Source organism: Promicromonospora kroppenstedtii DSM 19349 (assembly GCF_000515355.1).
GTDB classification, from domain to species: domain Bacteria; phylum Actinomycetota; class Actinomycetes; order Actinomycetales; family Cellulomonadaceae; genus Promicromonospora; species Promicromonospora kroppenstedtii.
The window spans coordinates 88,995-109,295 of sequence record NZ_KI911740.1; the positions used below are offsets into that span (position 1 = coordinate 88,995).

The 20,301-nt window shown below is 62.8% G+C and carries 19 protein-coding genes; 13 read left to right on the forward strand and 6 right to left on the reverse strand.

Annotated features, from left to right (window positions below; translation table 11 throughout):
- Nucleotides 1-15: 15 nt before the first annotated feature.
- From PROKR_RS31845 to PROKR_RS33035, 9 genes are all read left to right on the forward strand, one after another.
- Complete coding sequence (locus tag PROKR_RS31845; RefSeq protein WP_084800619.1) at nucleotides 16-1,422, forward strand: AMP-binding protein; 1,407 nt, start codon at nucleotides 16-18, stop codon at nucleotides 1,420-1,422.
- A complete protein-coding gene (locus PROKR_RS31850; RefSeq protein WP_084800620.1) occupies nucleotides 1,412-2,341 on the forward strand; it encodes a TauD/TfdA family dioxygenase in 930 nt (309 codons plus the stop codon). Before PROKR_RS31845 ends, PROKR_RS31850 begins: the two co-directional genes overlap by 11 nt.
- Nucleotides 2,342-2,343: 2 nt before the next feature.
- The gene (locus PROKR_RS22905) at nucleotides 2,344-2,610 is read left to right on the forward strand and encodes a phosphopantetheine-binding protein (protein ID WP_084800621.1); all 267 of its coding nucleotides are present in this window, start codon (nucleotides 2,344-2,346) and stop codon (nucleotides 2,608-2,610) included.
- Between the two features lie 589 nt (nucleotides 2,611-3,199).
- Nucleotides 3,200-4,987 (forward strand): ABC transporter ATP-binding protein, encoded by a 1,788-nt coding sequence (locus PROKR_RS31855; protein WP_084800622.1) that lies wholly within the window; start codon nucleotides 3,200-3,202, stop codon nucleotides 4,985-4,987.
- Nucleotides 4,988-4,994: 7 nt separating this feature from the next.
- On the forward strand, nucleotides 4,995-5,222 hold the full coding sequence (locus tag PROKR_RS31860; RefSeq protein ID WP_084800623.1) for a phosphopantetheine-binding protein: 228 nt from the start codon (nucleotides 4,995-4,997) through the stop codon (nucleotides 5,220-5,222).
- Nucleotides 5,223-5,382: 160 nt separating this feature from the next.
- Nucleotides 5,383-6,825: a class I adenylate-forming enzyme family protein gene (locus tag PROKR_RS38255; protein ID WP_084800624.1), complete on the forward strand. Its 1,443-nt coding sequence runs from the start codon at nucleotides 5,383-5,385 to the stop codon at nucleotides 6,823-6,825.
- 4 nt (nucleotides 6,826-6,829) lie between these two features.
- A complete protein-coding gene (locus PROKR_RS22915) occupies nucleotides 6,830-8,092 on the forward strand; it encodes a hypothetical protein (protein WP_036967975.1) in 1,263 nt (420 codons plus the stop codon).
- Between the two features lie 139 nt (nucleotides 8,093-8,231).
- Nucleotides 8,232-9,041, forward strand: coding sequence for an alpha/beta hydrolase (locus PROKR_RS31870; protein ID WP_245605938.1), 810 nt, complete (start codon nucleotides 8,232-8,234; stop codon nucleotides 9,039-9,041).
- Nucleotides 9,042-9,163: 122 nt separating this feature from the next.
- A complete protein-coding gene (locus PROKR_RS33035) occupies nucleotides 9,164-10,444 on the forward strand; it encodes a hypothetical protein (protein ID WP_169736529.1) in 1,281 nt (426 codons plus the stop codon).
- Nucleotides 10,445-11,012: 568 nt separating this feature from the next.
- Here the strand turns inward: PROKR_RS33035 and PROKR_RS22920 are convergent.
- A complete protein-coding gene (locus tag PROKR_RS22920; protein WP_051433261.1) occupies nucleotides 11,013-12,098 on the reverse strand; it encodes a ParB N-terminal domain-containing protein in 1,086 nt (361 codons plus the stop codon).
- Nucleotides 12,091-13,032, reverse strand: a complete 942-nt coding sequence (locus tag PROKR_RS33040; protein ID WP_211240209.1) for a hypothetical protein — start codon at nucleotides 13,030-13,032, stop codon at nucleotides 12,091-12,093. Before PROKR_RS33040 ends, PROKR_RS22920 begins: the two co-directional genes overlap by 8 nt.
- A 500-nt stretch (nucleotides 13,033-13,532) precedes the next feature.
- On the opposite strand from PROKR_RS33040, the gene PROKR_RS22930 reads away from it, so the two are divergent.
- The 4 genes from PROKR_RS22930 (at nucleotide 13,533) to PROKR_RS22945 (ending at nucleotide 16,113) form a co-directional block, all read left to right on the forward strand.
- On the forward strand, nucleotides 13,533-14,039 hold the full coding sequence (locus PROKR_RS22930) for an HAD domain-containing protein (RefSeq protein ID WP_036967978.1): 507 nt from the start codon (nucleotides 13,533-13,535) through the stop codon (nucleotides 14,037-14,039).
- A gap of 192 nt (nucleotides 14,040-14,231) precedes the next feature.
- Nucleotides 14,232-14,936, forward strand: coding sequence for a hypothetical protein (locus tag PROKR_RS30950; protein ID WP_051433263.1), 705 nt, complete (start codon nucleotides 14,232-14,234; stop codon nucleotides 14,934-14,936).
- A 102-nt stretch (nucleotides 14,937-15,038) separates the two neighbouring features.
- A complete protein-coding gene (locus PROKR_RS22940) occupies nucleotides 15,039-15,533 on the forward strand; it encodes a GNAT family N-acetyltransferase (RefSeq protein ID WP_036967980.1) in 495 nt (164 codons plus the stop codon).
- Nucleotides 15,534-15,582: 49 nt separating this feature from the next.
- The gene (locus PROKR_RS22945) at nucleotides 15,583-16,113 is read left to right on the forward strand and encodes a class IV adenylate cyclase (protein ID WP_036967983.1); all 531 of its coding nucleotides are present in this window, start codon (nucleotides 15,583-15,585) and stop codon (nucleotides 16,111-16,113) included.
- 135 nt (nucleotides 16,114-16,248) lie between these two features.
- Here the strand turns inward: PROKR_RS22945 and tyrS are convergent, their stop codons facing one another.
- The 4 genes from tyrS to PROKR_RS22965 all read right to left on the reverse strand — a co-directional run bounded on the left by tyrS (nucleotide 16,249) and on the right by PROKR_RS22965 (nucleotide 20,300).
- Complete coding sequence (tyrS, locus tag PROKR_RS22950; protein WP_036967986.1) at nucleotides 16,249-17,637, reverse strand: tyrosine--tRNA ligase; 1,389 nt, start codon at nucleotides 17,635-17,637, stop codon at nucleotides 16,249-16,251.
- A 94-nt stretch (nucleotides 17,638-17,731) separates the two neighbouring features.
- On the reverse strand, nucleotides 17,732-18,982 hold the full coding sequence (locus PROKR_RS22955; RefSeq protein WP_084800626.1) for a class I SAM-dependent methyltransferase: 1,251 nt from the start codon (nucleotides 18,980-18,982) through the stop codon (nucleotides 17,732-17,734).
- Nucleotides 18,979-19,686: a GNAT family N-acetyltransferase gene (locus tag PROKR_RS22960; protein WP_036967992.1), complete on the reverse strand. Its 708-nt coding sequence runs from the start codon at nucleotides 19,684-19,686 to the stop codon at nucleotides 18,979-18,981. The genes PROKR_RS22955 and PROKR_RS22960 overlap by 4 nt, the downstream gene beginning before the upstream one ends.
- Complete coding sequence (locus PROKR_RS22965; RefSeq protein WP_245605939.1) at nucleotides 19,683-20,300, reverse strand: GNAT family N-acetyltransferase; 618 nt, start codon at nucleotides 20,298-20,300, stop codon at nucleotides 19,683-19,685. Before PROKR_RS22965 ends, PROKR_RS22960 begins: the two co-directional genes overlap by 4 nt.
- Nucleotide 20,301: the final 1 nt, after the last annotated feature.

Below are 20,301 nucleotides of genomic sequence, written 5' to 3' on the forward strand. Positions count from 1 at the left end.
GATGACGGAGGGGTCGTGATCGCCGAGATCGATGGCGCCGTCCTCTGCTCCTGGGATGAACTGGTCCGCCAGGCGCGTGCCGTCCTACACGGATGGCATGAAAGCATTCGCGATCGCGAGCTCGTTGTGATGACGCCAAGGCGCGGGCTCAACGGAATCGTTGACCTGATTGCGGCCGCGCTCCATCCGGGAGTCGTGGCCGTGGTTCCGGAGGGATTCCTGACCACGCCAGCTGCGGATGAGAAGGGGTCTTCCGCCGGAGCTGAACTCAAAGCGTACGTTCATGTGGAACGCGGAGTAGCCGGCTATCGTTCGGCGGATCTGCGGATCGCGAGCGCTCCGCACCTAGCGCAGCGATTGAGACAGCGCGAAGACGCGGTGTATGTCGCGAGCGGGGGAACGACAGGCGCCAAGAAGCTCGGCGAGATACCGGTCGGCCAGCTCTCGCCAATGCCCTCGGGGTACCAGGTCACGGGCCTGACAGATTCCTCAGTCTGCTATATCGGTGGCGTATGGACGCATTCGGCATTTCTCTGGGCGTTCTACTGTGCATTCGAGGGACGCCTGCGCGTCGTGGTCGCCGACACTTTCCGATCGGCGAGTGTTGCGCGGCTCATTGATACCGGCCACGTGACGTGGGCGTTGTTTCCTCCGGCTGAGTTCCAGGCACTGGCCAGCCTCCTAGACACCCAAAAATGGAGTCCCCGAACAATAGAGAACGTCGTGACGACAGGTGGCCCCACTCCTCCCGATTCCCGTCAGGCATGGACGGACCACCTGGGGGCATCGAGAGTGTTTGATATGTATGCGACGACAGAAGGGATTGGGACGCTCGTAGCTAGCGGGATCGATCAGAGTGTGCGACCGGGGACCTCAGGACGGCCCGTTTGGGGACGTGCGGAAGTGCGCACAAGCGATGGGCGCCGCCTCACGGAGCCCAACGTGGTCGGCGAGCTCTTTATCAAATCTCTCTCGCGAATCCGAGGAGCACTCAACGAGTACCGGAGCGCCGGGGATCTGGCGAGAATCGATGCCGATGGGTACGTCTTTCTTGCAGGGCGAGTCGACGAAATGGTCGTAGTGCACGGGGAGAACATCGATGTGCGCGCACTGACGCTGTTGTTGCTTTCGGTCCGGGGCGTTCAAGATGCGGCGGTCGTCCCGCTCGCCAGCGATGACGAGTACGTCCGCGGCCTCGGTGTAGCAATCGTCGGTGCCTTGGACATCTCGCTCCTACGCCGCGAACTGACGCCAATCATTGGGAAGAGGTGGGGCCCGACGGCAGTGCCGCGCCGATGGCTCAACATGCACCGCCTGCCAACGACCGCAAATGGAAAGGTCGACCGGATGAAGATACGGGAGCGCCTTCTCAATAGTAGTGCGACCCGAACTGCGGAGGGATTCAGCAGCGATGCGGATTGACGTAGTCGACGGAACACGCCTGAGCGATCGAGACGCAGGCGCGCTTGTCCGTGACAGATGGACGCAAGAGGGAAATCGCTTGCGCAGTCCCGTGTTGATCAGGAACGTGAAACATCTTGGGGAGCCCGAGACGTGGCTGGAAACCCTGAGCCAGGGCGCAGGTCTCGAGGCCATGGAGTACATCGGCGGAAACTCACCGCGGAAGAAACTTGCAGACGCTGTCTACACTTCAACGGAGTACCCAAATCGGCAGACTCTCAGCCTTCACCAGGAATTATCCTATGAGGTTAAGGTTCCGCAACTACTCGTCTTTGTCTGCGTCGACCCGCCGTCCACGGGTGGTGAGACTCCCCTTTGTGACGCATCCGAACTGCTCGAAGCTTTACCGCGACGCATCGTCAGTGATTTCGCTTCCAGGGGTGTGCGCTACTCACAGCTGCTCCCCCACGACGGCCGCCGTCCCGGAAAAACTTGGATGGAACAATACCAAACGGACTCTCGCGCCGAATGCGAGGCACACCTCGCAAAGCGCAAGGTCTCCTTTTTGTGGGAGGAGAATGGCGACCTGCGCATTATCAGGCACCGCCCGGGGCTGCGCGCGCACCGCGAGACGGGAAGCGCTCTATGGTTCAACCAAGCAGACCAGTGGGATCCTCGGATGAGCATGAGTGAACGTGAGCGTAATGTCTTCGAGCGCATGTTCGGGCCTAACGCTATTCCCCACAGCGTGTCTTATGGCGATGGTGAAGAGATCGAACTCCACGACCTTAGGCAGGTCCGGGATCTAGCGCTGAACCTGGCGGCAAAACCGAAGTGGGCGCGCGGAGACGTGATCGCACTCGACAACCAACAGCACATGCATGGACGAATGCCCTTCGAGGGGAATCGTCGAATTCTAGTGACAATGGGCGACATGTGAATATGGAGGCGTATCCTGTGGCTGGAGTTTCGTGGGAGAGATTTGCCGAAGTTCTCGAACCTTATATGTCCCGGCTTACCGGCGGAATCTCGCGTCAAACCGAACTCGAGGCGGCGGGACTGGACTCGCTGTCGCTCGTTGAGCTGGTCGTCGTGATCGAGACAGAGTGGGATGTAGAACTGCCGCTCGATGCCCTTAACTGGGACACGTTCGCAACGGCTGGAACGCTTTTCGATGCCGTGACAGGCGTCGTTGCGAGGGCGAAATAGCCGTGGCAGTAACTACACCACCTATTGTCTGCCGCCTGCCAGGCTCAGTGTCAACGATCTTCATTGCCGTCGCAGAACTAGTCGGCGGCGCGGAACCCGACCGAGAGGCGCAAAGATGGCGGTGCTTCGAGCTCTTCGAGGGCATCCTGCAAGGTGAGGGGTATGACTACTCGAACTATGAGGAGATGGTGGGCCACGAGTCGAGCGGGAGGCCGTTTCTGCGCGGTGTCCCAGGCAGATCGATCTCCATATCGCACGATGGGCCATGGTGTGCCGTCGCCTACACACCGGTGAACGTGAGAATTGGCGTAGACATTCAGTGCTCCCGGCCAGTTTCGTGGCGGCTTCGGCAGCTGCTTGCTCCCAAACTAACTGCGATGGGCAGATTGGAGGCACAGTTTGCCGAATTTGCGTGGCGCTGGGCTTGCCGCGAATCGGTGGCGAAATCGCTCGGAGTTGGTATGCGAGGGGCCATGGTGGCGACGCCTCTTCCGATCGAGGCGGCCGGTGTCGAGTTCGGCGTGGACTACCAACGAGTGAAACTCACGAATTGCCCACCTCTGGCGATCGCGAGAACAAGGAATCTTGAATGATCCGGAACAGCATTTTCATCGTTGGCGCAAGCTTTAAGGCTTCTCCAGTATGTGGCGCGTTGGTCGCGCTATTCTCGATTGCCTTCGCTTGCGTGCCCGCCGCACAAGTCCTGTTGATGGCTTCGCTGATTGAGGAACTGGGAACAGATAATGCCACATATCAGACGATCGCACCGCAAATCGCGTCCATAATAGTCCTGGTGGGACTTGTCAGTTCGCTGCGAACAGTTCGCGACTTCATCGCCGAGATCGTGCAACTGGAGACGGGAGCAACCCTTCAGGGTCAGCTGGCGGACCGCACCGCGAAACTCGAACCGCACGAGATTGCGACAGAGGACCTCGCGTCGGAGATCGAAGGACACAGCAGGGCGATAGTCGATCACATCTCACGCGTCTACGGCGATGCGCTTATGGCCGTTGAATCAATCCTGGGTGCTATCGGCGTAGTGATTGCCCTTGCAAACTACAGCCTAGCTGCTGCGGGACTGACAGTGCTCACGATAATCCCAGCAGTCACAATCGGCGTATACATTAGCCGCGCCCACAAGAGGATGTGGCTCCTCCTCGGGAAGATCTACAGGCGCGAGCGATACCTGAGAGAAACACTTGGCAGCAGGTCCGCATTACTCGAGCTGACATCATTCGGGACAGTCGATCGCATCGGTGAGCTTGAGAAAGAAGCACAAGCCCGAATATGCGAGGTCCGCAAAGGTCCGATCCGAGCAGGTCTTCAAGCTACCGGAATCGCAGCTGCAGTCAACGGCACGTTGTTCGCGCTGGCAATTGGTGCAGTCTTCTTAGGTGTCGGATTCACACCGGTGGCGACTGCGGCGGTCTATGGAGTCTTCGGTGCTGTGAATGCTGTCGCAACGGGTGGATCGAAGATTGCACTATTGGTCCAATACGGGCCCACGGTGGCGTCTCTCGTCGTATTCCTCAGTCGGCCAGTCCCACCCCAGGTAAGTCGATTCGCCTCCGAAGAGGCCGGACCAATTGAGACCCTCGAAGTTCGTGATCTCACCCTGTTCTATCCTGAAAGCTCGCGGCCAGCAGTTCGCGAGGCCTCACTGTCCTTAAGTCGAGGCGAGATGATTGCGATCGTCGGGCGCAATGGCGCAGGGAAAACGACGCTGCTCAACGGGCTCCTCGGAATGCTGCCCATTGCGGGTGGGCGGGTGTTGGTCAACGGCAGGCCAGTGGCGCCGGCTGCACAAGACTGGTGGCTATCCAATTTTGGCGCCATGGCCCAGGACTTCGGCAAGTACGAACTCACCGTGTCTCAATCAGTGGCATTGGGCCGCTCGGGTGGAGCGACCGACAGCGAAGTCATGGACGCGCTTCGATCGGCACGAGCCGAAGATTTCGTTGATGGTCTGGGGCAGGGAGTGAGCACCCAGCTGGGCGAGGTGTGGGGAGGCGTAGGTCTATCTGGCGGGCAATGGCAACGACTTGCACTCGCAAGGGTCTATTTGCGCAATGCGGATATCTGGGTGCTGGACGAACCGTCGTCTGCCATCGACGCCGAGACCGAAGTGGAGATCTTCGATGAGTTGCGACGGTCGCGTAAGGAACGCGCCACCATCGTGGTCTCCCATAGGGCATGGACGCTCCGGGAAATGGAACGTATTTACGTGATGGAGGCCGGTCAGATCGTCGAAGCTGGCAGTTTCGAGGAACTCCTCTCGCGGGAGGGCTACTTCGCGCGTCTTTTCCGTGAACAGACACTGGAGCGCGAGAGGCCTAGCGCACCTGTAGTCGACATGCAGAGCTCGACAGAGAGTTAGGTGGAACATGAGCAGTGTCCGTTCCGAACTTGAGGCAGCAGTTCGTGACGTCTACGGGAGGTCACCTGAGCCGGGCGACGACATCTTCAGTCTAGAAGGCACCTCATTACAGGCGATTGACCTAATCGCTCGATTCGAGACGATCGTCGGGCGAACGATTGCGATCGAGAGGCTGGTTGCGAGCGAATCGATCGTCCATTTGATATCGGAACTCGGCGAAGAGGCTCGCTATTAGTGCGGCTATGTCATAGGCCCGTTGTCTGGCTCCGTTAGTAGAGCCGTCGATCGTGGCACGCACGCGAAAGGAGAAGGCACGCGCTGCTCGCGCGAGATCACCGATACGCCGCGTTCAGCGGAGCGAAGTACTCACAAATCGTCAGCAGAAGTCGTCTCAGATGGAGGCCATAATCAATCGGGACAAGAGAACGAATTCGGGTGTCCTTCTGAATCTCGCTCCGAGGTCAGCCTCGTTGCAGCGGTTGGCAGATGGGACTGACGCGACCCCGGTGGTCGATTTGCTGGAGAGTTTCGGGCACTCCTCATGGCCGACTTTAAACGAGGCTGATTCGCAGTCACTCGTGGTCTGCTCCTTGCACCGAAATGTCGAGGACTTGACTGCGCTGCTCTGGCTTTTGGACGAGGGACTGCCAGTCGTACTTGTCGACGCCGCCAATACCGGTCAAGCAGCGATCGCTGCTCGGAATCTTGGCGCCACACATATATATTCTCGTGGCGAAATAGCCCCGAGTGGCGTCAGCACGGATACTGCCGTGCACCGGGATAGAAGGGTAATACTTCCGACGTCGGGATCGAGCGGGCGGCCAAAGTACGTCTCGATGGGGGCAGGCGCAATAGTAGGCAACGCCCTGTCGGTAGCTAAGAAGCTCGGGCTGAATTCGCAGGACGTCGGTATGACCACGCTTACGCCTGCGTATTCCTATGGCCTTTCGAACCTATTAGCCCATTTGCTGGTCGGCGCGCGTTTGGTCGTTTCTTCGTCGTCTGTGACGGCGGGAGAGTTCTGGGATTCTGTGGAGAACGGAGGGGTTACGAGCTTAGCGTTTGCCGCAGGTTCCGCCCCCATGGTCTTAGCGGCCATGAAGCGCGGACGAGACCTGTCCGGGGTCCGACGGATTATGTTCGCCGGGGGGGCCGTGCCAAAAGAACTCGTGTCACCATTATATGAGCTGTGTGGTGCTAGAGGGATCGACCTGCGCCTAATGTATGGGCAAACTGAGACCGGGCCAAGAATCTCAATCAGTCCTCCCGGTCTCGCCCGAGAGAAGTGGGGTAGTTGTGGGCGCCCGATCCCGGGTGTCTCCCTCGAGATCGTCGATGACCTCGGTCGTCCGGTTCCTAATGGCGTAGTTGGCAGGATCGTCGCGAAGACTGACTACAACATGTCGGGATATGTTGCGAGTGCCTGCGACCTATTTGAGCCCCGTGAGTGCAAAGCTTCCCGCCCGACGGGGGATCGGGGGTCAATTGATGATGACGGCCTTCTTTGGCTCGTTGGTCGCACTGACGACGTGGTCAAAATATCCGGATACCGCGTGGATCTCGGTGACGTTCGAGATATCGCAAGACAACTGTTGGGTCCGGAAGTTGCGGCACATGCGACCCGTGACCGATTGTATGTCTGCGTGAAAGTGTCGAATCAATCTTCGTCTTTGACATCGATCAATTCCGTAATCGCAGATCGCATCGGGATTCCTCGAGAGCATGTAAGCCTGGTGATGGTCGACGACATCCCACGTTCGGTTGCCGGAAAGGTGGACACTTTACGGCTCGAGTCATTGATCCACCGATCGCGCACCGGAGCGCACAAGGAGGCCTGAAGTAATGCCGTTGAACATTCTCATGGGTGCCGAACCCTATGGGTTCGGTCCTTCATCCAAAGCCATCGCGATTGCACGAATATTTGGGCGGAGGTTTGAACAGCGCGTCGATTTCGTGGGGTCGGGCACTGCGTTGGCAGCGGCTCAACGCGAGGCAGACCTCTTTGCGTCGGTCGCGCCTACAAGTACGTTCGACCTCGACACGCTGGTCGGCATGGTAGAAGGGCGCGACCTGGTGGTCTCGGTGATGGAGCCGTCGATCGCACTCGCGGCAGCCTTCTCACGTGTGCCATGTGTCTACGTCGACTCTCTCTTCTGGATGTGGGACTGGCCGGATGACCTGGCCGAGATCGACGGCCCGCACGAGGGTCTCATCAAGGACCTCGTATCCAGTAGTAGCCCCGGCGCGCGCAGACAGGCCCTAGAGGCGGCTGGCGCACTCCCGATGCACGAAGCGCAGTACGTCGCTCACAGGGTCTCAACGCTCGTGTGTTTTCAGCGGTATGACGAGGGCGCACGAGCCCACATTTCTGCGGCTCGAGAACGCTGCAGGACGCTGGCGGTTGGTGCCATCATCGACCCGGCATCGGACGGTGAATCCTCAACGTCTGGTGATGTTCGTGTGATGGTCAGTGTTGGAGGCCTGTCGAACGAGCTGACTGACAGCATGGCCGCGGTGTCGTGGGCAGACACAATAATTCAGTTGGTCCTTGAGGCGGCGCAGATCAGTGGTGTCGGCGACGGCGCAGTGCGAGTCGGGGGGAACCCGATCGTGCTCGGGCAGTCCATAGCCGCCACGAGTCGTCTCGTTCATGCCTGGCCGACACATGCCATGTTCATGAGTGACCTGAGTGCTTGTGAGTTCTTCTTTGCACCGCCTGGAATCACATCTATCGCGGAGGCATGGTCCGCCAAGGTTCCGTTCTTCGCGCTCCCCGGTCAGCACTACGCCCATGGCTCCATTCTTCGTCGCCTTCGGGCGGGGACCGATGAGGTATTTCCGGGTATTGACGTGGGTTCTCAACGACAGAACCGCGAAATCTCCGAGCTGACCTCGCTGATCCTTCAGGACGTTGCCGCGCAGTTCGGGCGCGGTGGCCGGCTTCACGATCTAGCAGTCGAAACTCTTGCATCCCACCTGTCGCTTCCCGGTGTGGAGAGGACCGACCTGGCGAGACTGCAAGGAGGCCGTCTCAGTTCTGTATTCGGCACGGATCAGGGTGCATCGGAGGTTGCCGCTGCGGCGCTGAACGTTGCTCATTCATGACGCGGCCCAGCCGGGCTCGCCAGACCAGTAAATGCAACCGTTGTTCCGGGGCGGACGCTCCACTCCCGGCGAATAGAGCAGGAAGTGTAGATTGACTAATCATGCGGCATATCGCCCATTCAGGTTTGACTCGCAGGGTGTGTTGTACGACCACGGCCCAGACTCCTTCCGGCGTCCGGGCGTTCCGCCAGGACGGACAATCGAGCTGCATTGGGATTCGAGCAGCATCTACCCAGGAACGTCGCGCCGAGTTTGGATCCATATTCCTGACGCGTATGACCCAGCGGAAGCTGCAGGACTCGCGGTGTTTCAAGACGGGTGGTGGTACCTGGACCCAGACGGTGACGTCAGAGGCGCGATCGTGTTGGACAACCTCGTGCACAGCGGTGACATCCCTGTGACAGTCGGAGTTTTCGTAGACCCCGGCGTCTTCGAGTCCGTCGGGGACCCATCGCTGCGCAAGAACCGTAATGCCGAGTACGACGCCTTTGATTCCCGCTATGGCAGTTTCCTCGTTGATGAAATCGTCCGTGAGGTCAGAAGCCATGTCAATGTCAGCGACAACCCGGACCGTTGGGCGATCATCGGGGGAAGCAGCGGTGGAGACTGCGCCTTTACCGCGGCCTGGCACCACACCGACCGATTTCGTCGCGTAGTGTGTTTTCTCTCGAGCTTCGCGCAGATTCCCGGTGGTAATCCGTACCCCGAGCTCATTCCAAACACACCACGCAAGCCGCTTCGGATCGTGATGCAGGCTGGCCACCGTGACCTGCGTTGGAATCAGCCTGAGAGGAACTGGCTCGCAGAGAATCTACGAGTCGGTGCCGCCCTGGCCGAAGCTGGGTACGACTTCCATCTCGTCCTCGGGGACGGCGGGCATAACGCGAACCATGCGGGAGTGCTCCTGCCTGACGCGCTTCGCTGGCTCTGGCGTGAACCGATCACTTGAGCCTTCGGGGACGCGTAGGCGTGCCGGTGTTATTTGCGTTTCTGTTGGCGTGGAACGGTCGGCGGCTCGTGCCGGCGCCGAGGGAACCACGTGCTCGGTGCGGCCATGGTTCGCCTGTGGGCATGGCAATGTCAGAATGGCCCCTTTATTTGTCGCGCAAGAATCGAACTGTGTTGGTTCGAGTTCCTCGAACCGCATCGTTCTTAGCCGATCGGGATTTGCACGATATGTGTGATAATTTGCAAGCTGGCGCAATCGGGACTCAGCTTAAGCATCTCCGAAGGTCCGAACAAGGCCGCGACCAGTGGCTGACTGCGACCATCAAATTAGGTGCTGAAGATGCTGAGTATCGTCTGTACCGGGCTGTCGAGGTCTTCGAATGCCTTCGGATTTTCGCGTGGAACCACAACGGTAACTGGCACTCGGCGGTGCTGCCGACGAGAGAGGCGGTTGCCCGTGGAAGGATCCAGGCTGTTCGGCCCTCCAGTTCCGGTTTCTTTTGCTCACGATTCTTGATCAGCACCAGGGGTCTTGAAATATGGGTTCATCACAGCGTGGCAGATCTCCTGACAATCAACGCGATCGCACTTTTTGTCTCAAGTGGGGCGTCTTTCAGTAGCGCCTGCGACGAGTCCGAGATCTTGCAGCCGTCCGAACTGGCGCGTGCGCAGACGACGGCCCGAGCGCGCTCCACAACCGAGTACTGGCAGGAATTTCATGCTAGCCCGCGATGGGTGGGAAGGGACGTACGTGCGACGACGTATAGGACGGAGAATTGGAGCGGCTCGTTACGTATCCCGAATCGGCCCGCTTATGGTCGTCTGGCCGCGGATTCGGGCGTATCGGTGCCGTCACTCTTGATGGCCGAATGTACACGGATAGCGGCCGATTTGTGTGCGATCAGCGCGCCGACGGTGATGACCGTATTCTCGAACGCGACAATCCTGCGCGGACGTAAACCAGGAGCATGTCTGGCAGACGATGTGTCGTTCGTTGCGCCCGACCCTGCTGGCGTGCGACGCCCGGAATACTGGTCAGGGTTTCACCGGAAGGTGATGGTCGCGTACTTGAACGGACTGTACGACTTCGCGGAACTGGAAACAGCCGGCAATTATGTATCGTTGGAGCCCAATTTCTATCGTGACGTCACGATCTTCGTATTCGATGCGCGATCGTCCGAGGTTACGAGTGGGTCCGCAGAGAGCGCACCGTTCGAGATTTCTGTGGTGCCTGGCCAGCCAGATGTTGCATCGCATGGAGCGCTTGTGCTGTCTCTTTTGCACTTTCAAATTACGATAACGTCGACTGAAATTGCGGTTAGGTGCACCAGTCGGCTCGACAAATGGATGGTTGAGTCGGCGCTTAGCGCGCTATCTCGGGCTCTCGATGGCTATATTTCTTGAACTCTATGGTGGTGGATTTGCTCCCATAGCGCATGTCGTGCTCGGGCCTTCTGGGCGACCGTCGAACCTCTTGCCGCTGCGAGGCAAGCATTCACGGGTGTCGAGACCGGGCTGACAAGCCTGGCGCGCGCGGGCTGCTCGATCAGGCAGGCGTGGTGCGCAACCGGCTCAGCGCTTGCGGAATCGCGATGCGTGCGTCGTGATGAGGTCTTGCATTGGCGCGATGTCTTCGGGTCGTAGCGCTCGCTTCGGCACCAGGACGGGTTTCGATAGGACGGCTGGCGAGACGTAGCGCACGAACGCCGTCGTGGACACGATCGCGAGGTCAACCGCACCCCACGTGTACGTCGACGTCACGACGTCTTGTTCTACAGTGATGCCATCGGGTGCGACCCGGCAGCTCGTGGGGCGCCGGGAGCCTAGCCGCGTCTTCCAGGTCCAGCGGGCACCAAAGTCCGGGCGAGGAGAAGGCAGACCAAGAACGTGAGCGGTGCGAGCAGTGGCAGCGTTGCGATCGCGGTTGCCTCGTTCTTGGTCATCATGCTCCAGGACGCGGCCCGGTTGACGATCACCGGGCGTTCGGTCTTTTCGTGGTTCGGGCGGCCTCGGCGGCGCGGGCGAAGGCGTTGGTCTCGGCGAGTACCTCACGAAAGGTGTCCCAGTCCGTCTCAGAGGCGGCCTCGGCGATGACGGTGGGGTTGTACTGAGTGGTCCAGCCCTTAAGGCCGGGCCAGATCGCGGCCCACTGCCGCAGGCTGGCCGACGGGACGCTGCGTCGCGTGCCGCCAGAGTGGTCGCTGTCGTGGTTGTCGGCCTTGCTCCTGTTGTTGTCTGAGGCGCGGTGGCGGTTCTCGTTCTTCTTGACCGTGGCCAGTAGCTCTTGGACGTCCTCAGAGGTCACGGGTTCGATGGTCTGCTGGTCGGGATCGGTGGCGGCGAGAGTTGCCCGTACGGCCTCGTACTCGGGGAAGACCGGGTGCCCGTCCTGGATCCGCGCCAGGGCCGCTGTGGCGAGGCTGCGGATGTGGTCAGGCCGGGTGGCGTCGCGGGTGAGGTCGACGAGCATGCTGAGGCGTTCGAGGGTGTTCTGCGACTTGCGGCCGGTGACGATCAGCGCAGCCTGCTCTCGGACCTTGCCTTGCCCAGGGTGCTCCTGTGCGATCTTCGTCGGTTCGGCAGGTTGCCCTGGTGGGGTCCGGTGGACTCCACCGTCGGCGTCGACCTGGCTGGTCTTCTTGTTCTCGTTGCGGCGTGTGCCCCCGAAGCGGGTCTCGGCTTGGCGGCGTGCGGCATCCTCGCGGAGTAGTTCCTTGATCTCGCGATAGAGGGCTTCCTTCTCCAGCGGGGTGTAGTCCTTGCGTTGGGTGTTCTCATCGCGTTCGGCGAGCAGAGCCGTGACCGGGTCGGAGATCCCAGAGCGCACCCAGACCTCGACCGACCTCCAGCCCAGACGCTTGACGGCCTCCAGACGCCGCCACCCGCACACCAGCACCCGGTCCGGCGTGACGGTGATGGGCTGCAGCAGCCCGAGCTGGTCGATCGACGCGGCGAGCGAATCAAGGTCGCCAGCGTCCTTGCGATGGCGAGCCCCGACGATGATCGAGTCAACTGTCACGGTGAGCGCCCCGGCGAGGGCGTCGGCTTCGTTAGGCATTGCGCACCGTCCGTGTCATGCCCGATCGATCTGTCGCGGGCGTGATGGCCTCGCGTCCTGACAGCCAGGAATGGGTGACCTGGCTGATGAGCTTCTGATCCGTCAGCAGAGTGGCGATCGGTTCGCCGGACAGGACACGGCGCAGGAGACCGGAGACCTGCCCGAGGCCATCGTCGGGTCCCAGGACGATGCGGCACAGAGCGGTCCACGAGCGGTGCGAGATGTCCAGCAGGGTCAGCGGCGTCAGGTCACGGCGCAGGTACTCGAACGCGGTGGCTGGGTTGCGGGCCTCGACCAGACGCGAGCAGATGTAGTCCAAGCCGTTCGTGGAGACGGCGCGGGGCCAGCCGAGCGCGACGAGCAGCTCGACGATGTTCGCCACGGCCACTGGAACCTCCCCGGGAGCGACGCCGTTGACTGGACTCGGGTCGGCGGGAGCGTTGTCCGACGACCGGCGCCGAGCATCAGCGGTCGCGTCGAGGTGGTCCGTCCAGGAGCGGTCGTCGTCATCGCGCTCGCCGAATCGGACCACGTCATGGTGCCCGCCGGACATCAGGCGCCGAGCCTTGCCCGTGGAGCACAGCAGGGCGTCTGCGCGCTCGTTCGCCTGCAAGGTCAGCTCCACCGCTCTGGTCACCACCGCCCACGGATCCACGGCACGCGCCGTCGCAGCGGCACGCAGCACCTCGAACGCGGCCACCGCGGCGTCGTGCGGAGTCTGCCGGTACCGGCGCGCCAGCGCACCGAACCGGCGGGCGCAGTGCTCAAGTAGGGCCTCTGCCTCCGGATCGGTGGCCCAGACGTCGGGGCCTGCGGCATGCAGTCGAAGCAAGAGTTGGCGCAGGCCTTCTGGTGAAGCGAATCCGCGTGGCTCTGCCGTCCGGCCGAGCGGGGCGGGCGGCGTCATGCGATCGGTGGCGTCCATGTCCTGCACCGTGACATGCACCTGTACCCGTCGAGGTACCACGCGACGTCCCCCTGGGCGCGCATTCTGCAGTCCAGGCGGTTGGGGGACATGGCGTTCACGCAGGTCGATGTGTGGGTCGTCCATGTCCCCCAACTCGTGCAGATTGGCCGCGGTGTCTGGTGGTCGCGGGCCGCACGAAGTGCATGGGTCACCGTGCAACGCGGGATCTGTCGGGGGAACGTTTGGCTTCGTGTTCATGGGCGCGATCATGCAGACCGTGCGCGCACTTTCCGCACACCCAAGGAGCGCACACCTGTTGGTGTGCGGGGCGTACGCCCTGGTCAGGAGCGCGCACCTATTTGTCGTCGTGGGGCCCGCTTCGTGGCACAGTCGCTCGAGATTGGCATCCTGGTCTGCTGCATCTCCCCGGGCGGTGCGCGTCGGTGCGCATCGTCCGCCTCCTATCGTCTGCGAAGGCGGGGGCACACCGGCGCCGGCCGCTGTTCGCCGGCCGCTATCGTGCATGCGTGACTGCTGCCCACCCGCTGTTGTTCCTCGACGTCGACGGGACCCTCTTGCCGTTCGGCGGGCCCGGGATGCTGCCTCAGCCTCGCGACGGTAAGCCTGAGGACCCCGACATGCCGCGCCCGGAGTTCGACTTCATCGATCCGGCCCTTGGTCCGCTCCTGCTGGGTCTGGGTTGCGACCTGGTGTGGGCGACGGCCTGGATGAATGACGCGAACGAAGTGATCGCGCCGCGGGTCGGGCTACCAGAGCTGTCGGTCGCGGACCTGCCGCCCTACGGGGATGGCGACCCGAACAGTCTGGGGTGGAAGACGCGTGCCCTGGTCCGGGTCGCGGCGGGCCGACCGTTCGTGTGGGTCGACGACGTCATCACGGAGACGGACTGCTCGTTCGTCGAGCGGGAACATCCTGGGCCCGCGCTGCTGTTCCAGGTCGAATCGTCTGTCGGGCTGACTGCCGAGGGCGTCGCCGAGATCGCGACATGGCTGCGAGGTCTGGAGCTGCTGTGACTGGCCGCGCTACGCCGTCGGCCGGATCGAATGTTCCGTCGGTTTCGCGGATCTGCGGGTTCCAGCGGGCGGTCCGATTGCGGAACGAGAGCCGGACGTCCCCAGGCAAACAGCGCGTTCACAGGCATTGACTGCCGCCAATAGGCGCATCGCCGATACCGATGACGCGAACTCGCAACGTGAAGGACGGTCATGACGCAAGTCGCCGATGAGGTCGGCGGATTCGGGCCGGTAGCCGACCCACAGGCAGCGCTCGCGTGGATCCCGCAGGACGTTCGTGAGGACGGGGTTACCTGTGGAATGGACGCTTCCGGCTGGGAGGACGACACGTGGGTCTTGCACGACCTGACGGTTCCGATCGATCTTGCAGATCGTGAGGAAGGGCCACGTGTCCGGCGTCGATGGCATGACGTCACTGACGAGGATCTGGCGGCAGTGTCGAAGGCAAGGGGATGGCCGCCGAACGCCATGTACCTGATCAGGAAACTTCACTGGCCGGACGTAGAGGTTGAGGAGGGCGTCTTCGATGGCGAGTCGCAGACAGCGTTGCTCGACATCGTGAGTGAGTTCTCCGGACCTGACGTGGCCTGCTTCGCCTACTACGGGATGGTGCCCGCCAACGAGTACGAGAGGCTCACCGTCCTGGAGGGAACGCTGTCGGCCATCGGCAGTCTGACGCGAAATGAGGACCTGTTCCGCGGTCTGAGCCCGTCGAACTGGTGGCCCTCGGACCGATCTTGGTTCGTGTGGACGGACTACGACCTCACCGCGACCCGAGTGTCCGGATCGCGTGCCCTCATCGAAGCAGTCCGCTCGGACTCGCGGCTGGAGACTCTCGACTGGCGGTGCCCCGGCGGAAGCCGATCCGCGGCTGAACGTCTTCGTGAGCGCGGGTGACCTGCGCGGTCGAGTCGCTGGACGAACGGCCGGAGGCTGGATCGCAAGCGATGCTTCGCAAATGCCTCGCGGCCAACGCGCGTCAGGTGCCATCGTGAGCCGATGAGCGAGCCACTGGTGCGACCCGCGGTCCTCGATGACGCCGAGGCGATCGCCGTCGTGCACCACACCTCCTGGGTGGAGACCTACTCAAACCTGCTCCCGGCCGAGCATTGGGAGACCGACACGGTCGAGCGCCGTGCGCAGCGGTGGCAAGAACGACTGTCCAACGACGCTGCCGCGTACCCCTTCGTCGCCGTCGTCGACCAACTCGTGGTGGGCTTCGCCAAGGCTGGTCCGACGCGGAAGAAGCAGGACGTGCCGCCGCCCGTCCGGGCCGATGAGCTGTGGTCGCTCTACGTGCTCGGTGAGCACCATGGCACCGGGATCGGCAGCCTCCTGCTCGACACCGTTCTGCCGCCCAACCGGCCCGCCGAACTCTGGGTGGCTGGTGCGAACCCGCGTGCCCGTAGGTTCTACGAGAAGCACGGGTTCATGCCGGACGGCGCAGGCCTTACCGACAGTCTCGGCTTCGCCCTGATCCGCATGGTGCGATGAACCCATCGCAATTCGACCGAGCGTGATTCTGCTAACGAATGGACCCGTTGTGCCGATCGAGCACGAGGGCAAGATCCTCGATATCGACCCAGCCGCCGTCGAGCGGACGATCCTCGACAAAGGTGGCCAGAAGTTCGGCGAGAAGCTGATGCGCCGGTATGTCTATGACATCGTGCCTGGCGACATGTCCAAGTGGATCAGGCTGCGGGACACAGGCCAGGAAACGACACTCACGGTCAAGGAGATCAAGAGCGACGCGATCGATGGCACCCATGAGACCGAGGTCGTCGTCGACAGCTTCGAGGAGACGAATGCGCTGCTCGGGATGCTCGGTTTCACCGCGAAGTCGTACCAGGAGAACAAGCGGGTGAGCTTCGTTCTGGACGGCGCCGAGATCGAGATCGACAGCTGGCCGCGGATTCCCACCTACCTGGAGATCGAAGCCGCAACAGCCGAGGAGGTGATCCGAATCGCCGGCCTGCTCGGCTTCGGCGCCGATGACCTCACCGGGGAGAACACGATGAAGGTCTACGACCGGTATAGCATCGACCTGGCTGCGATCCCCGAACTCCGCTTCTGAAGCGCCAGGCTGAACGGCAGTTCCAGCAAGCCACGCTGCCGTCGAGGAGCGACCGACTGCGGTCAGCGCCACGACCAGAGTTCCGAAGAGATCGAAGAAGACGGTGCGCTCCCCGGGGCGCCGCCGGCCATGGGCTCAGCCGGCGATCTTGGCGAGTTTGCGGCCGACCTTGAGGAAGACCTTGCCCGCAGTCGTGTCGATCCCCGCGAGGACCGTCGCCAGGCTCTCGCGGGCATCGTCCGGTGTCAGCGTCGTCTGCGCCCGCCCGCCATCGGTCTCGACGACGATCCGCAGTCCATTCTGTTCTGCCACGCGGCGCACGTCGCCGTTCGATTTCGCGAATCCGAGGCTCTTCACGATCTCGGTGACCGGCACGTCGAGGTCCGCCACTACCGGGAGATCGGAGACGTCACTGAAGGAGCGCTTCGAGAACTGGGCGGTGAACTCCTCACGAGCCTTCATCGCGGCGTCGACGCCGTGGATCGCAGCAGTGACCTCGCCCGCGAGGATCTTCTTCAGGTCCATCGGGTGCAGGGTCCCGGCCTCGAGCCGCTCGATGACGACGGCGAGCTCGGCATCGGTCCACTCCGACAGCGCGCGGAAGTAGGGCTCGACCAACCGGTCCGGCACGGACATGAGCTTGCCGAAGATCTCGCCTGCCGGGGCCGCGACAGGCACGTAGTTGCCCAGCGACTTGGACATCTTCGCGCCTGTGCCGTCGGTGCCCTCGATGAGCGAGGTCGCCGCGACGATCTCGGGCGTCTGGCCGCTGATCTCCATGACCTTGCGGCCCATCTGCATGTTGAGGAACTGGTCGATCCCGCCGATCTCCACGTCACTGTTGATCTCGACCGAGTCCAAGGCCATGACGACGGAGTAGATCAGCTCTGCCATCGACAGCCCCTGGCCAGCTTCGAGCCGCTTGCGGAAGTCCTCGCGCTGCAGCGGCATCGAGACCGGGATCTTCGTGAGGATCTCGATGATCTGCGGAAGCTTCACATCGCGCAGCCAGTCGCCGTTGTAGCGGAACTGGGCGTGCGAGAAGTCGAAGAACGGGGTGACCTGATCTTTGTAGGTCGCCAGGTTCCGGGCAATGTCCTCGTCGGTCAGCGTCGGGCGCTCGTCGGACCGCCCCGAGGGGTCGCCGATCTTCGCGGTGATGTCGCCGACGATGAAGACGACCTGGTGGCCCATCCGTTGGAACCGGGACAGCAGCATCATCGGTACGGAGTGGCCGAGGTGGACCTCCGAGCCGGTCGGGTCGATGCCGAACTTCGCGATGAACTTCCGATCCTCGGCAGCGGCCCTGGCGACGCGCTCGGCGAGCGCGGGCGTCGACGGCTGTAGCTGCTGGGTTCGGGCTGCGATCAGCTCGGCCTGCTCGGACGGTGAGAGGTCCGACAGGTCCATCGTGCGGCGGGCCGTCGTCTCGGTGAGCAGGTCGCTGACCGCCTGATAGCCGGCCAGGTCGGCTCCACGCAGCAGCATGGTTGCGGTCTGGACGGACTGGGCGAGGCGGGTCATGGTCGTCTGCTACTCCTGAGGTCAGTAATGGGTTCGTGCTTGGTCGAACCTGTCGGCGGGGTGGACCGGCAGAGGACTCCGCCGTAGACAGCGCTTAGGTGATGAGCACGGGCCAGTTGATCGCGAGCGTGCCGTGCGGGCGTGGCAGGACCGCCACGGACGATGAGACATCCTCGTCTGGCTCGGTACCGACGGGCCACCACTGGAACAGCGGTTCGGCGCCTCGGTAGTCGGCGCCGTAGCGGGCGATCGTGTCGGCGAGCCGTCGGGTGAGGCGGGCTGCGTCGGGGCCTTTGCCGATCGCGCCGACTTCGAGCGTGGTCTCTGTGGCGGGACGGCGGTGCAGAGCCGCGAACGAAGCCCCGTCGACGAGGGCCGGGTAGAACGACATGTCTGAGCCGCGGTCCGCCGGGTCCTCGGCTTCCATCGCGCAGGCGCCCGGCTGGACCAGGACGTAGGTGAGCAGGTCGAGCCAGATGGTGCGGTTCTTGTAGATCACGCCGGACCAGGCCTCGACCGGTTCGGTCGCCAGGACGTCGTCCGACACCGCGAATCCTTCGGGGACCTTGGTACCGGGGAACGTGAACGTGACGGGCTTGCCCGACGGGCCGGTCAGCTGGACCGAGGGCGGGTTGAAAATCCCCGCGCCCTGTAGGGGCACGAATCCACCCGGCACTGTTGACTCCGAGACGAGTCGACCGTGCCTGTTGCGGAACCCGATGATGCGTTGAAGTCCTGGTGCGATCTGGAGGGGGACGACCAGGATCCCGTCGGGCGCGAGCTGCTCGATCCAGGTTTGCGGGAGGGACCAGGGGGAGACGGTGACCATGATCCGGTCGAACACGCCGCGCCCGAGGAGTTCGGCGGCATCGGCGGTGATGACCTCGACCCGGTCGGTCAGGCCGAGATCTTGGAGGCCGGTGCGGGTGCGGGAGCTGACGTCTTCGTCTATGTCGACGCTGACCACGGTGCCGGTGGGTCCGACAAGGTGGGCGAGCATGGCGGCATTGGGGCCGCCGGACCCGATCTCCAGCACGCGCTGCCCTTCCTGGACCTCGGCCTGCGCGAGGTTGCCGGCGTGCATCGTTGGTGCGGACAGCGAGGACAGGGCCTTGCCGTCGTCGCCGAACCGCGTCCGCAAGGCATCGTGGATCGCGTATGGCAGGTCTGCCGGGGTGCCAGCGGGTGCGAACACCTCGCGGGGTACTGCACGGAACGTTGCCTCGATCTTCGGGTCCGAGAGCACGCCAGACTCTATGAGCTCAGCGATCATCCGCTCACGCAAGGCTTCGGAACTCAACGTCGGGTCGGCGTCGATGCCGCTCTGCGCATCGGTCTGTGTCATGCGTTCCCCCTGTCAGTTGACTGCTTCGGTTGATCGATTCCGAACAACTGGCGGACCGACGGGGCTCCGTCGAGTGCAATCTCGGCACGCAGGTGGTCCGGGCGGGCATCCCACAGCGCTCGGGACATGCGGTAACTGTTCTCGAAAACCGAGCGTCCTTCGCGGGCGGTGACCCGCGACCCGTTTGCCGTGTACCCGAGACGGCGGGACACGGCGTTCGAGGCGGGATTGTCGTCGTATGCCTCGCTGACCATCTCTGCCGCGCTGAGCCCTTCGAACGCGAGGTGCAGCGCCATGAGTCGCATCCGGGTGCCGATGCCCTGGCCATGGTGTCGAAGCCCGAGCCAGGAGCCGGTACTTCCCGATCGGGTGACCTGGAAGTTCTTCGCAGAGATCTGTTGCTCCCCGACGATCTCGCCGTCGCGGAACACGGCAAGCGACAGCGCCCAGTCGTCGGCGGCGGTCCGGCTCCGGTTCTTCCACTGGTGCGCGAGAACGTTCCGCTTGACCTCTTCGTCGGTGCCACGGGTCCATGGCCAGGAGAACGGGGCGACCTCGGGGTTGTGCACGCCATCGGCGGCGAGACTGGCGAGCGCGAGCAGCTCGACGTCGTCGGGCAGGCGCAACTCCAGGTCATCCCAACGGACCCGCAATCCGAATGTCGGTAGGACTGCGCTCAGAGCGTCCCGAGAAGTACCCGTCATGGGTGGGGTCGCTGGGTACCGAGGACGGCGGCTTCGACGAGTTGCGGTCCGCTGTACTCCTCAGGGATGGCGTCCATGATGATCTCGTCGGCGGGTTGGCCGAGCCAGGAGCCGGTGCGGCGTCGGGTGCCGACGGTGCGGAACCCAGCCTTCTCGTAGACGCGGATCGCGGCGGTGTTGTTGGCCAGGACCTCGAGGTAGACGCAGCGCAGCGCGGTGACGTGGAAGGCCCAGTCCAGGACCATCGTGGTTGCGGTAGTGCCGGTGCCGTGCCCGCGGTGGTCGGGTTCGCCGATGTAGATGAAGAACTCGGCGGTGCGGTAGCGGTCGTCGATGAGCAGGGACGTCATCCCGACTGGCGTCCAGGTGTCGTCGTGTCGACGGTAGATGGTGAAGCGGGTCTGGTCGGCGCTGCCTTCGAGCTGGGCTTCGAGGCCGGCGGTGCGTTCGGTGAGGGATTCCGGGGTCTGGCGGGCGTAGCCGGCCATGACCGGGACGGAGTTCTCCCAGCGCCAGTAGGTCTCGGCCAGGTCGGCGCGGAGCGGGCCGAGGCCGACTCCGTCGTGGGTCAGCCACAGGTCGGGGCTTGCAGTGTTGTTGATGACGAGCTCCAAG